We start from the raw sequence: 12,769 nt of genomic DNA, 5'->3' as shown, positions 1-12,769 counted from the left end.
CCCTCCCCGCAAGGGGGAGGGGAGCTCACCGAACCCGCGGCTTCTATCCCCGCTCCACGATATCCGCCGCCACCCGCCGCTTCGACGACCACACCAGCGCGAGCACGCACAGCCCCAGCAGCACCGGGGGGAACACCACCAGGTTCACGGCCGACCAACCGAAATGGGCGAGCAACTGGCCGGACGAGAACGAGCCCAGCGCCATCAGGCCGAAGATCAGGAAATCGTTGAACGCCTGCACCTTGTTGCGCTCGGCCGAGGTATGCGTCTCCAGCACCAAAGCGGAGGCGCCGACGAAGCCGAAATTCCAGCCGACGCCGAGCATGACCAGCGTGGCCCAGAAATGCATCGCGGTGAGGCCTGAGAGGCCGATGATCGCGGCGACCGCTTCGAGCCCGAGGCCGAGCGCGACGATGACCGGCGCGCCGAAGCGGGCGATCAGCGATCCCGTGAAGAAGCTCGGGCCGTACATCGCGACGATGTGCCATTGCAGGCCGAAATTGGAATCCGACACGGTGAGGCCGCACATCTGCATCGCGAGCGGCGCCGAGGTCATCACCAGGTTCATCACGGGATAGGCGATGGTGCCGCACAGCGCAGCGGCGATGAAGCGTGGCTGGCGCACGATCTCGGATAGCGGCCGGCCGCCATGCAGATCGGCGGCCGCGGGCTTCGGCAGATCGACGCCGGCCACGATGCCCATCGCGATCAGCGCCACCGCGGCCTGGATCAGGTAGCTGAACGCGAACAGATAAGGCTGCCAGACGTCCATGGTCCATTGCACGAGCTGCGGACCGAGCAGGCCGGCGAAGATGCCGCCCGCCATCACCCAGGACACCGCCTTCGGCCGGAACGCGGCGCTGGCGCCGTCGGCGGCCGCGAAACGGTAGGACTGCGCGACGGCGCCGTAGAGGCCGCCGAGGAAGGTCGCGAGGCAGAACAGCGCGAACGAGCCGCGCAGGATGGCGAGGCAGCCGAGCACGCCGGTGACGGCGCCGCAGCCGGTGCCCATGAGAAACGCCACGCGGCGGCCGTAGCGGCGGGAGATCGCGCCCGTGGGCAAGGTGCCCGCGGCCAGCCCGACGACGTACATCGAGATCGGCACGGTCGCGAGCCCGATGTTCGGCGCGATGGTGACGCCGACGATCGCGCCGGTGGCGAAGATCACGGCCGAGTTGGCGCCGGTCAGCGCCTGCGCGGCGGCGAGGCGGGCGACGTTGCGGCGCGCGCGGGCATCATCGGAAGTGTCTTCGGTCACGGTCACATCGATCATGGGTCATCCGGACGGCGCGTGCCCGCGCGGCCTCATTGCTCTGCAGTCGCAGCACTATTGCGGGATGCCTGCGATCGAGGCAACCGGCCGCAACGGAAACAAGCCATGCGCGATGCGTGATTCGACAGGCCGGGCCGGCCCGGCTAATCCGGCCTGTGGTATTCTCGCGTCAACGGCGGCTGCGGAGCTTGAGCCATGTCAATCGATGATCGTCCGACCCTCGCCGCCCCCGACGACGATCCGCATCTGTGGCTCGAGGACATCGAGGGTGAGCGCGCGCTCGCCTTCGTCGCGGCGCAGAACCAGCGCACGCTCGCCGCGTTCGGCGGCGCCGGCTTCGAAAGGGATCGCGACACCCTGGCCGCGATCTTCGATCGCCCGGACAACATCCCGTTCGTCAGCCGGCGCGGCGGTCGCCTCTACAATCAATGGAAGGACGCGGCGCATCCGCGCGGGTTGTGGCGCCGGACCAGGCTGGACGAGTTCCGCAAAGCGGAGCCGAAATGGGACGTGCTGCTCGACATCGACCGTCTCGCGGCCGACGAAGGCGAGGACTGGGCGTTGAACTGGGTCTCGACCCTGCCGCCGATGCATGAGCGCGCGATCCTGTCGCTGTCGCGCGGCGGCAGCGACGCGGTGGTGCTGCGCGAATTCGATCTCGGAACGAAGCGCTTCGTCGAAGGCGGCTTCACGCTCACCGAGGCCAAGGGCAGTGTCGATTGGCTCGACCAGAACACGCTGCTGCTGTCGAGCGCGTTCGGCCAGGGCATGGCGACGCCGTCGGGCTATGCACGCACGGTGCGGCTGTGGCGGCGGGGCGAGCCGGTCGAGGCAGCGAAGGTGATCTTCACCGTCGAGAACGACCAGTCGGTCTGGGTGCGCGCCGGAATCGATCGCAGCGTGACGCCGGCGCGGGTGTGGTTCACCGAAGGGCTCGACTTCTTCAACCATCATCTCTGGCTCGGCGATGCCCAGGGCGCGCGCATCAGGCTCGATCTGCCGACCGATTGCTGGATGACGGCGGATGGCGACTGGATGGCCGTGAAGCTGCGTCAGCCGTGGAGGGTCGGCGAGACGACCTATCCCGCCGATGTCGTCTTGGGCATCCGGCTGTCGGCGTTTCTTGCCGGCTCCCGCGATTTCGCTCGCCTGTTCGAGCCAGGCCCACGCCGCGCGCTACAGGGCCTGTATTGGGCCGGTGGCCGGCTGGTGCTGTCGATCCTCGACGAGCTCCGGCCGCAATTCGAGCTGTGGACGCCATCACCACAGGGATGGAATTGCGAGCGGCTGCCGGGATTGCCGGGGATTGCGACCGTGGACGTCTGGCGGCTCGACATCGAGGACACCGAGAGCAATGGCGACCTGCTCGCCAATGTCCAGGATCCGCTGACGCCGCCGTCGCTCCAGCTCATCGAGGGGTTCGGCGCGCCGGTCATCCTGAAGCGGGCGCCGCGCACCTTCACCGCCGAGGGCTATGTCGTGTCCCGGCACGAGGCGATCTCGGTCGACGGCACCAGCATTCCCTACACGCTGACCGGCCCGGCCGAGCTCACCGGCGACGCGCCGGTGTATATGAGCGCCTATGGCGGCTTCGGCCACACCATTCGCCCCAGTTACAATGCAGCGCTCGGCAAGCTCTGGCTGGAGCGCGGCGGCAGCCTGGTCGAGGCCAACATCCGCGGCGGCGGCGAGTTCGGCACCGCCTGGCACGATGCCGGCCGCTATGCCGGCAAGCGGCTCGCGCATGATGATTTCGCGGCCGTGGCCGCCGATCTCGTCCGGCGCGGCGTCACCGTGCCGAAGCGCATCGCCGCGCAAGGCGGCTCGAATGGCGGCATCCTGATCACCAACATGCTGGTGCGCTATCCCGAGCGCTTCGGCGCGCTGTTCTGCACCATCCCGCTGATCGACATGCGCCGCTACACCAAGCTGCTCGCCGGCGCGAGCTGGATCGCCGAATATGGCGATCCAGACAAGGACGAGGATTGGGGCTGGCTTTCGACCTACTCGGCCTATCACACCGCCAAGCCCGGCCAGCCTTATCCGCCGATCCTGATCGCCACGACCCGCCGCGACGACCGCGTGCATCCCGGCCACGCGCGCAAGATGACGGCCAAGCTGCAGGCCATGGGTTACGACAGCTGGTTCTACGAGCCCGCTGCCGGCGGCCACGGCTACGGCACCGACAACCGCGAGCGCGCCAGCTTCATCACGCTGGGCACGCGGTTTCTGGCGCGGCATGTGGGGCTGGAGATGGAGTAGCGGCCTTCAGCCGTCAGGCAGTCCGCCCCCCACACCCACCGCCGTCGTCCCGGCCTTGAGCCGGGACCCATACTCCGCGGCAGGAGTTTGGGGCGATGACGATTGTCACGACGATCTCGCGTCACAACCGAATCCTGTGGTTATGGGTCCCGGCTCAAGGCCGGGACGACACGGGAGGTTGGCGCGGCGTCATCGGCAACTCACTCGGCGGGTCGCAAACCTACGCGCAGCCGCCGCAAACTCACGCGCCTCGCGCGAACACCAGGATCATGTTGTTGGCGGGCATCTCCACTGTTTCGCGCAACACGAGGCCATTGCGCGAGGCCAACGCTTCGAGATCGGTGATGTCGCGCACGCCCCAGTCGGGATTGCCCTCGCGCAGCGAGGTGTCGAACACGGCGTTGCTGACGGCGGTGTGCTTGCCGTCGCGCTTGAACGGGCCGTAGAGCACCAGCAGTCCACCCTGTGACAGCACCTGCCCGGCGCCGGCGAACAATCCCTCCGCCACCGGCCAGGGCGCGATGTGGATGACGTTGGCGCAGAAGATCGCAGTCAGCTCCGCCGGTCCGCCGGCGGCGGTGAACCCGGCGACCCAGGCCGGATCGGACAGGTCGATGCGCCGGGCGTCGCGGATGTTGGACAGCCCCGAGTGCTTGCGCCACGCAGCGATGCTGGCGAGGTGATTGTCGTTGAGATCGCTCGGCCACCAGATGAGATCGGGCCGCTGCGTGGCGAAATGAACGACATGCTGGCCGGTGCCGCTGCCCGCCTCCAATACGTCGCCGGAGCGGCCGTCAAGCAGCCGGGCCAGCACGGCCCAGATCGGCTGATGGTTGCGGTGGAACGCGGCCGCATCCAGCCGTCCATCCGGTTCCACGCGCCGGCCATCCCGGCCGAACTCCACGACATACTCCGCCATTCCAACTCTCCCGGCCGCCGCTGAACGGCCCTCGTTAACCGCGTTGCGCCGGCCACCATAGCTGCATTGTCAGCCGATGGTCTTTATGCTTTGCAGCCCCTATATTGCTGACATCACCGAGACGTCGGAACTTCATCTTGATCACATCCGTCATGCGTACCGCCCTGGCGCTGGGGCTTTCGCTCGCCATGCCTTCGCTTGTCGCGTCTTCGTTTGTCATGTCGGCAGCCGCCCAGGCCCAGTCCGGCGCCGCCGAGGGCCAGAAGCTGGCCTTCGACCGCGGCAAGGGCAACTGCCTGACCTGCCACGAGATCAAGGGCGGCGACCTGCCCGGCTCGATCGGGCCGAAGCTGGAGAACCTCAAAGGCCGGTATGACCGTGCCGAGCTGACCGCGATCCTCAACGACGAGACGGTCCGCAACCCGCTGACGGTGATGCCGCCGTTCGGCCGCAACCGCATCCTGACCGAGCAGGAAATCAGCGCCATCGTCGATTTCCTGCAGACCCTCTGATTCCGTTTTGGAGACCCTCATGACTGCCTCGTCCGGCCCGTTGGCCAACCGCCGCGTGTTCCTGAAAGGCGCCGGCCTCGTCGCGCTGATCGGCCTCGGCAATGCCGTGCTGCACGCCGCGTCGGTTTATGCCGCGACCAACGACAACAAATATCCCGACGACGCCTTCAAGCAGAAGAACGCCGGCGACGCGATCAAGGCGTTGTACGGCCGCGACCACGAGGCGTCCGACAAGATCAAGCTCGACGCGCCGGAGATCGCCGAGAACGGCGGCGTGGTGCCGATCGCGGTCACGACGACGCTGCCGAACGTCACCTCGATTTCCTTCATCGTCGCCGAGAACCCGAACGCGCTCGCGGCATCCTACAAGATCCCCGAGGGCACGGTGCCGGCGGTGGCGAACCGGCTGAAGATGGCCAAGACGTCCAGCGTCATCGCGCTCGTCGAATCCGGCGGCAAGCTCTACAGCGCGACAAAGGAAGTGAAGGTCACCGTCGGCGGCTGCGGCGGCTAAGGGGAGAGCGACCATGGCATCGAGCATTCGCGTCCGCGCGATCCTGAACGGCGACATCACCGAGGTGCAGACGCTCATCCAGCACCCGATGGATACCGGCCTGGTCAAGGACGCCAAGGGCGAGATCATCCCGGCGCACTACATCCAGCAGATCACCTTCACCCACAAGGACAAGACCGTGTTCCTGGCGGATTGGGGCACCGCGGTCTCCAAGGATCCCTACGTCAAGTTCGGCTTCAAGGGCGCGGCCAAGGGCGACGAGCTCAAGGTGAGCTGGGTCGACAACAAGGGCGCGACCGACAGCCTGACGGCGACGATCCAATGAGCGCGGCGCGCCTGCTCCTCGCAGTCACGGCGGCGTTTGGTCTGGGCGCATCCGCAGTTGCCGCGGACAAGCCGAACCCGGCCGCCGACGCCAAGGCGTTCCAGGACTACTTCGTCAAGAAGTTCCCGAAGGTGGCGTACGACGACTTCGTCAACGGCCCCTATTCGATGAACGCCGACATGCGCCGGCAGTGGGAGGAGAAGGAGCAGTTTCCGCCTTACGAGTTCGCACTCGAGGCCGGCAAGGAGATGTTCGCCAAGCCGTTCAAGAACGGCAAGACCTATGCCGACTGCTTTCCCAATGGCGGCGTCGGCATCCGGCAGAACTATCCTTATTTCGACGACAAGGAAGGCAAGGTCATCACGCTCGAGCTGGCGCTGAACCGCTGCCGCGAGGCCAATGGCGAGCCGCCCTATTCCTATGTCAAGGACGAGATGGCCTCGCTGACCGCCTACATGGCGTTCACCTCGCGCGGCAAGCGCTTCGACATCAAGATCCCCGACGATCCGCGCGCGCTGGACGCCTATGAGAAGGGCAAGGAGTATTTCTACACCCGCCGCGGCCAGCTGAACTTCTCCTGCGCGAGCTGCCACGTGCAGAGCCCGGGCGAGCGCATCCGCGCCGAGATCCTGGCGCCGGCGCTCGGCATTCTCAACGCGATGCCGATCTACCGCTCCGAATGGAGCGGCATGGGCACGATCAGCCGCCGCATCGTCACTTGCAACAGCCAGACCCGCGCCGTGCCGCTGGAGCCGCAGTCGGACGAGTATCGCAACCTCGAATACTATCTGTCCTACGTGTCGAATGGCCTGCCGGTTTCAGGTCCGGGAGCGCGGCCATGAGAAATGTCGCAAGACATATCGCAACAACAAACGTCATGAAAAAGATCGTGTTCGCCATGATGGTGTCTGCGGTCTGCGCCGGCTCCGCGCGGGCCGCGTCGGAAGCCGACTACATCACGGCATTCGCGGCGGCCGAGAGCGCCAACAAGGAAGCCGGACGTCTGCGCAACCAATGGACCGTGACCCAGGCCGCACTGAATGCTGCGAAGAAGGCGGCGGAGTCCGGCAATTTCGACCAGGCACTGAAGTCGGCGCAGGAGGCCGAGGCGCTCGCCAAGGCCTCGATCGTCCAGGCCACCAGCGAGAAGCAGCGCTGGAAGGACATGGAGATCCGGTAGGACGCGTGGCATGATTCGGCGCCGGGATTTTCTCAAAGCATCAGGTGCCGTCGTGCTCGCCGCGCCGGCGCTGCTGCGTGACGCCCGCGCCGCCGACACCGTCAGCCTCTACGACGTCGAGAAGTTCGGCAACGCGCGCATCCTGCACATCACGGACACGCATGCACAGCTGCGGCCGGTGTATTTCCGCGAGCCCAGCGTCAATCTCGGCATCGGCGAGATGTGGGGCAAGCCGCCGCATCTGGTCGAGCGCGCCTTCCTCGACCGTTACGGCATCCGCCCCGACAGCGCCGAGGCCTATGCCTTCACCTCGTTCGAGTTCGAGAAATTCGCCGGCCGGTTCGGCAAGATGGGCGGCTTCGCGCAACTGAAGACGCTGATCGACAAGCTGCGCACGGATGCCGGCGACCATCGCTCGCTGCTGCTCGACGGCGGCGATCTCTGGCAGGGCACCGGGCTCGCCAACGCGATGCGCGGCGCCGACATGGTCAGCGCGGCCAATCTGCTCGGCATCGACGCGATGACCGGGCATTGGGAATTCACCTATGGCGAGGAGGCGCTACGCGCCAACCTCGCGCGTTTCAAGGGCGAGTTCCTGGCGCAGAACGTGTTCCTGACCGAGGAGGCCGCGTTCAACGACGCCAAGGCGTTCGACCGCGGATCGGGCCGGGTGTTCAAGCCGGCGACCATCAAGGAGATCGGCGGCGCGCGCATCGCCATCATCGGCCAGGCCTTCCCCTACGTGCCGATCGCCCATCCGCGCCGCTTCACGCCGGACTGGACGTTCGGCATCCGCGAGGAGGAGCTGCAGAAGCTGGTCGATGCCCTGCGCGGCGCCGACAAGGTCGATGCGGTGATCCTGCTGTCGCACAACGGCATGGATGTCGACCTCAAGCTCGCAAGCCGCGTCACCGGCATCGACGTGATCCTCGGCGGCCACACCCATGACGCGATCCCGCAGCCGGTCGCCGTCAGCAACGCCAAGGGCACGACGCTGGTGACCAATGCCGGCTCGAACGGCAAATTCGTCGGCGTGCTCGATCTCGACGTCGGCAAGGGCCGCATCGCAGATGCGCGCTACCGGCTGCTGCCGGTCTATTCGGAGCTTCTGAAGCCGGATCCGGCGATGCAGGCGCTGATCGACCAGACGCAACAGCCGCAGGTCGCGGCCTGGAGCGAGAAGCTCGCGACCTCCGACCGGCTGCTGTATCGCCGCGGCAATTTCGAAGGCACCACCGACGACCTGATCTGCGCCGCGCTGCGCCGTGAGCTCGATGCCGAGCTCGCGCTGTCGCCGGGCTTCCGCTGGGGCCCCTCCGTGCTCGCCGGCCAGTCGATCATGCTGGAGGACGTGCTGGCGCAGACCGCGATCACTTACCCGGAAACCTACGTGCAGCGGATGACCGGCGCCGACATCAAGAACGTGCTCGAGGACGTCTGCGACAACCTTTTCAATGCCGATCCCTATCTGCAGCAGGGCGGCGATATGGTCCGCACCGGGGGCTTCTCCTATCGCTGCGCACCGTCGGAGCCGATCGGCCGCCGCATCACCGACCTCACGCGCGACGACGGCCATCCGTTGCAGGCCCACAAGACCTACAAGGTCGCAGGCTGGGCCTCGATGAACGCGCAGGACGGCAAGCCGGTGTGGGACGTCGTCGCCAACCACCTGCGCAACGGCCAGCTGGTGCTGACGGGAACCAACAAGGTCACGCTCTCCGGCGTCGACGGCAATCCGGGGTTTGCGTCGCAGTCGTGAGGGTAAGTAGCCTCGTTTGGCTGGCCGACGTGCCCAGGAGCTGCGTCAATCTCAGCTGTCGTCCCCGCGAACGCGGGGACCCATAACCACCGCAGGCACGGCCTGAGCACGCTGGAGCGGCATCGCATCTCGCCACGGGCAACGGTGGTTATGGGTCCCCGCTTTCGCGGGGACGACACTGTTGGATGTGGCGCCACCGAGCCTCACCATGCACGACGGCCGGAGGCCGGGCTTAAGCATCACCGTAGCCCCATCCGCCGGCCCGTCCGCGCAGGTGCCATGCGCCTGCGTTCATGGACAATGAACCGCAATCCGATAGTGTGGCGTTGTGTCGCGCGCCCTCATTGCGGGAGTCCCGGCGGTTTGCCGGCAACGCGCTCTCCAGTTTCATCACTGACGCCCGGAGCCACACGGATCGAGCATGGCTGACGTTCTCGCCGCATCGCAACACCCCGCCGCTCCGGTCCGGGCCGCCTCTTCGCTGCGCACCTTGGCGCTGGTCTCGCTGGCGCATTGGGTCAGCCACCTGCACATGCTGGTGCTGCCGATGCTGTTTCCCTACCTGAAGGAGAAGCTCGGCGTCGGCTATATCGAGCTCGGCTTTCCGCTGACCGTGTTCGCAGTCGTCTCGGCGCTGACCCAGGCCCCGGTGGGCTATCTCGTCGACCGCGCCGGCGCGCGCCGCATCCTGCTGCTCGGCCTGACGCTCGGCGGTCTCTCGCTCGCGATGCTCGGCGTCTACCTCACCTATACCAGCCTCGTCGTCTCGGCGGTGCTGCTCGGCCTTGCGAACGCGGTCTATCACCCCTCCGACTACGCGCTGCTGTCGGCGCATATGGAAGAGAGCCGGATGGGCCGTGCGTTCGGCGTGCACACCTTCGCCGGCTATCTCGGCGGCGCGGTCGCACCGGCCGTGATGGCGGCGCTGGTCACCACCGTCGGCGGCTCCGGCGCGCTGATCGCGGCCGGCTTCGTCGGGCCGCTCGCGGCGCTGCTGCTGCTCGTCGGCAACGTGCCGGAGGTGCCGCCGCATCCGCACCAGACCAAGGCCGACGGCACCAGGGTCAAGCAGCCGAGCCTGCTGACGCCGATGCTGATGCTGCTGACCGTGTTCTTCATGCTGCTCAGCCTGTCCAACGCCGGCATCTCCTCTTTCGGCGTCGTCGCCTTCATGAACGGCTACGGCATCTCGTTCTCGACCGCCAACATCGCGCTCACTGCCTTCCTCGGCGCCAGCGCGGTCGGCGTGCTCGCCGGCGGCCAGCTCGCCGATCGCATCCGGCATCACAATCTGGTTGCAGCAGTCGCCTACGCGATCAACGCCGTCCTTGTGCTGATCATCACCTTCGTCAGCCTGCATCCCGTGCTGCTGGTCGCGATCATGCTGACCGCCGGCTTCATGAGCGGCGTCATCGCGCCGTCGCGCGACATGCTGGTCCGCAACGCCGCTCCCGCCGGCGCCGCCGGCCGCGCCTTCGGCATCGTCTCCACCGGCTTCAACTTCGCCGGCGTGGTCAGCCCGCTGCTGTTCGGCTGGATCATGGACATGAACGCGCCGCGCTGGGTGTTCGGCGCGTCCGTCGTGTTCATGCTGCTGACCATCGTGCTGGCGTTCTTCACCGAACCGAAGAAGAAGACGGCGTAGTTATCGTCGTAGGGTGGGCAAAGCGAAGCGTGCCCACCATTGTCACTCAGACCGCCGCCGTGAACGGTGGGCACGCTTCGCTTTGCCCGCCCTACGGACAACCGATTGTTAGTTCGTCAGCGCTGCCAGATGCAGCGCCCTCTCCCCTTGCGGGAGAGGGCATCACCGGCTCATCCAATTGCTCGGTTGGGTGAGGGGTATCTATCCGAACGCGGCGCTCGTGGAGACATACCCCTCACCCAACCGAGCTTGCCGAACCCTCATGCATGCCCTCTCCCACAAGGGGAGAGGGCGCAGTCATCGGCACCGCGATGGCTGCGGCTTACTCCCATCGGCTGCTGTCGCAACGCTGCCCTCACGTCCCGCGTGTTGACATCATCGCCTGCTGGCCGATGATGCCCCCAACAACAACATATCCGGGGAAGACACGCCATGACGCAGCCTGATCTCGTGATTCGCGGCGGGACCGTTGCCGATGGTTCGGGCGGCGAGCTCTATGAGGCCGATGTCGCGATCGCCGACGGCCGCATCGTCGCGGTCGGCAAGGTCGCCATCTCCGGCCGCGAGGAAATCGACGCGCGCGGCAAGCTCGTCACGCCCGGATTCGTCGACGTCCACACCCATTATGACGGCCAGGTCACCTGGAGCCACGACATCTCGCCCTCCTCGCAGAACGGCGTCACGACCGCGATCATGGGCAATTGCGGCGTCGGTTTCGCGCCGTGCCGGCCGGCCGATCACCAGCGGCTGATCCAGCTGATGGAGGGTGTCGAGGACATTCCCGAGCCGGTGCTCGAGGCCGGCATTCCCTGGGAATGGGAAAGCTTTCCGGACTACATGGAGTGGCTGGGCCGGCGCAATTTCGATCTCGACATCGGCGCGCAGCTGCCGCATGCGGCGTTGCGCGTCTATGTGATGGGCGAGCGCGGCGCGCGGCGCGATCCGGCCACGGCCGACGACAATCGCGCGATGGCCGCGCTAGCACGCGATGCCGTCAAGTCCGGCGCACTCGGCTTTTCCACCTCGCGCACGCTCAATCACCGGACATCGACCGGCGACTACACGCCGACCCTAAAGGCCGGCGAGGACGAGCTGACGACCATCGCAAGCGCGATGCACGGCGCGGGCCGCAGCGTGCTGCAATTCGTGCTGGACATCTCGACCATCCACGAAGACCTGCCGATGATGCTGCGGATCGCCGAGCAGACGAAGTGCCCGATCTCGTTCTCGGTTACGCAGAACGACCGTGCGCCGCAGCGCTGGCGGCAGACGCTCGCGGAGATCAACGCGGCTGCTGAGCGCGGCCTGTCGGTGACGGCGCAGATCGCGGCGCGCCCGGTCGGTCTGCTGCTCGGGCTCGAATTGTCGCGCAATCCGCTGCAGACGCATCCGAGCTACCAGGCGATCGCGCATCTCCCGCTCGCAGAGCGCGTCACGCGGATGCGCGACCCGCAGGTGCGCGCGGCGATCCTCAGCGAGCAGGCCAGCGCGACCGACGATCCGCTTTTCTTCAAGCCGAACTACGACAAGATGTACCTGCTCGGCGATCCGCCTGATTACGAGCAGCCGCCGGAGCAATCGCTCGGTTCCCAGGCCCGCGCGCGCGGCTGCCGGCCGGAGGAGCTGGCCTATGACGCGATGCTCACGGAGGGCGGGCGTGGCATGCTCTACGTGCCGTTCCTCAACTATTCGGACGGCAATCTCGACGCCACCTACGAGATGCTGCGCGACCCCAGAAGCGTGCCGGGCCTCAGCGACGGCGGCGCGCATTGCGGCATCATCTGCGACGCCAGCTTTCCGACCTATCTGCTGACGCATTGGACGCGCGACCGCAAGCGCGGCGACAAGCTGTCCATCCCCTTCGTGGTCGCGGCGCAGTCGCGCAAGACCGCACTCTCCGTCGGCCTCGACGATCGCGGCCTGATCGCTCCCGGCTACAAGGCTGATATCAACGTCATCGACTACGACCGGCTGCACCTGCATCCGCCCAAGGTGCATTACGACCTGCCAGTCGGTGGCCGCCGGCTGATGCAGGAGGTGGACGGCTATGAGGCGACGATCGTGTCCGGCGTGGTCACGCGCCGCCACGGCGAAGCCACCGGCGCGCGGCCGGGACGGCTGGTGAGGGGGGCGCGGGCTGGCGTACAATAGGGCCGTCGTCGCCATGCCTTGAGACGCCAGCGACATCCTCGGTGTCGTCCCGGACAAGCGCGCAACGCGCGCGCCGATCCGGGACCCATACCCCCAGGAAGTTGCTTTAGGCACGAACGCCGTCCCACCTCGCCCAGCAAACTACCAATGGTGGCTATGGGTCCCGGCGCGAGGCCGGGACGACACCGAATGTGTGGCGCGCATCGGACAAAGCCATGCGGCGCTTGGA

Annotated in this window: 11 protein-coding genes; 9 read left to right on the top strand and 2 right to left on the bottom strand. The window is 66.9% G+C overall.

Annotation, left to right across the window (positions count from 1 at the left end; genetic code table 11):
* Positions 1–43: 43 nt before the first annotated feature.
* Positions 44–1,273 carry an MFS transporter gene (locus tag NLR35_RS26870; RefSeq protein WP_257169549.1) on the bottom strand — a complete coding sequence of 410 codons (1,230 nt, stop codon included), beginning with the start codon at positions 1,271–1,273 and terminating at the stop codon, positions 44–46.
* A 195-nt stretch (positions 1,274–1,468) separates the two neighbouring features.
* Between NLR35_RS26870 and NLR35_RS26865 the strand changes: the two genes are divergently transcribed.
* Entirely contained in the window at positions 1,469–3,535 is a 2,067-nt protein-coding gene (locus NLR35_RS26865) for a prolyl oligopeptidase family protein (RefSeq protein WP_257169548.1), read from the top strand.
* Positions 3,536–3,776: 241 nt separating this feature from the next.
* Here NLR35_RS26865 and NLR35_RS26860 read toward each other — a convergent pair whose 3' ends face one another.
* On the bottom strand, positions 3,777–4,454 hold the full coding sequence (locus NLR35_RS26860; RefSeq protein WP_257169547.1) for a class I SAM-dependent methyltransferase: 678 nt from the start codon (positions 4,452–4,454) through the stop codon (positions 3,777–3,779).
* A 218-nt stretch (positions 4,455–4,672) separates the two neighbouring features.
* Between NLR35_RS26860 and soxX the strand changes: the two genes are divergently transcribed.
* The 8 genes from soxX (at position 4,673) to NLR35_RS26820 (ending at position 12,540) form a co-directional block, all read left to right on the top strand.
* Positions 4,673–4,966 (top strand): sulfur oxidation c-type cytochrome SoxX, encoded by a 294-nt coding sequence (soxX, locus tag NLR35_RS26855; protein ID WP_257169599.1) that lies wholly within the window; start codon positions 4,673–4,675, stop codon positions 4,964–4,966.
* Positions 4,967–4,985: 19 nt separating this feature from the next.
* Positions 4,986–5,480: a thiosulfate oxidation carrier protein SoxY gene (gene soxY / locus NLR35_RS26850; RefSeq protein WP_257169546.1), complete on the top strand. Its 495-nt coding sequence runs from the start codon at positions 4,986–4,988 to the stop codon at positions 5,478–5,480.
* Between the two features lie 13 nt (positions 5,481–5,493).
* Complete coding sequence (gene soxZ, locus NLR35_RS26845; protein ID WP_257169545.1) at positions 5,494–5,805, top strand: thiosulfate oxidation carrier complex protein SoxZ; 312 nt, start codon at positions 5,494–5,496, stop codon at positions 5,803–5,805.
* Complete coding sequence (gene soxA / locus NLR35_RS26840) at positions 5,802–6,647, top strand: sulfur oxidation c-type cytochrome SoxA (protein ID WP_257169544.1); 846 nt, start codon at positions 5,802–5,804, stop codon at positions 6,645–6,647. Before soxZ ends, soxA begins: the two co-directional genes overlap by 4 nt.
* 35 nt (positions 6,648–6,682) lie before the next feature.
* Positions 6,683–6,985 (top strand): hypothetical protein, encoded by a 303-nt coding sequence (locus NLR35_RS26835; protein WP_257169543.1) that lies wholly within the window; start codon positions 6,683–6,685, stop codon positions 6,983–6,985.
* A 10-nt stretch (positions 6,986–6,995) separates the two neighbouring features.
* Positions 6,996–8,744, top strand: a complete 1,749-nt coding sequence (soxB, locus tag NLR35_RS26830) for a thiosulfohydrolase SoxB (RefSeq protein WP_257169542.1) — start codon at positions 6,996–6,998, stop codon at positions 8,742–8,744.
* Between the two features lie 421 nt (positions 8,745–9,165).
* Positions 9,166–10,389: an MFS transporter gene (locus tag NLR35_RS26825; RefSeq protein WP_257169541.1), complete on the top strand. Its 1,224-nt coding sequence runs from the start codon at positions 9,166–9,168 to the stop codon at positions 10,387–10,389.
* A 432-nt stretch (positions 10,390–10,821) separates the two neighbouring features.
* A complete protein-coding gene (locus NLR35_RS26820) occupies positions 10,822–12,540 on the top strand; it encodes an amidohydrolase family protein (protein ID WP_257169540.1) in 1,719 nt (572 codons plus the stop codon).
* The last annotated feature ends 229 nt before the right edge of the window (positions 12,541–12,769 follow it).

The sequence above is a fragment of the Bradyrhizobium sp. SRS-191 genome (assembly GCF_024586915.1).
In the GTDB taxonomy this organism is placed as follows: domain Bacteria; phylum Pseudomonadota; class Alphaproteobacteria; order Rhizobiales; family Xanthobacteraceae; genus Bradyrhizobium.
This window is presented reverse-complemented; position numbering and strand designations above follow the sequence as displayed.

Coding starts and splice junctions, on each gene's coding strand:
- NLR35_RS26870 (WP_257169549.1), bottom strand. CDS start 1,273: ATGATCGATGTGACCGTGACCGAAGACACTTCCGATGATGCCCGCGCG.
- NLR35_RS26820 (WP_257169540.1), top strand. CDS start 10,822: ATGACGCAGCCTGATCTCGTGATTCGCGGCGGGACCGTTGCCGATGGT.
- soxA (WP_257169544.1), top strand. CDS start 5,802: ATGAGCGCGGCGCGCCTGCTCCTCGCAGTCACGGCGGCGTTTGGTCTG.
- NLR35_RS26825 (WP_257169541.1), top strand. CDS start 9,166: ATGGCTGACGTTCTCGCCGCATCGCAACACCCCGCCGCTCCGGTCCGG.
- soxZ (WP_257169545.1), top strand. CDS start 5,494: ATGGCATCGAGCATTCGCGTCCGCGCGATCCTGAACGGCGACATCACC.
- soxX (WP_257169599.1), top strand. CDS start 4,673: ATGTCGGCAGCCGCCCAGGCCCAGTCCGGCGCCGCCGAGGGCCAGAAG.
- soxY (WP_257169546.1), top strand. CDS start 4,986: ATGACTGCCTCGTCCGGCCCGTTGGCCAACCGCCGCGTGTTCCTGAAA.
- soxB (WP_257169542.1), top strand. CDS start 6,996: ATGATTCGGCGCCGGGATTTTCTCAAAGCATCAGGTGCCGTCGTGCTC.
- NLR35_RS26835 (WP_257169543.1), top strand. CDS start 6,683: ATGAAAAAGATCGTGTTCGCCATGATGGTGTCTGCGGTCTGCGCCGGC.
- NLR35_RS26865 (WP_257169548.1), top strand. CDS start 1,469: ATGTCAATCGATGATCGTCCGACCCTCGCCGCCCCCGACGACGATCCG.
- NLR35_RS26860 (WP_257169547.1), bottom strand. CDS start 4,454: ATGGCGGAGTATGTCGTGGAGTTCGGCCGGGATGGCCGGCGCGTGGAA.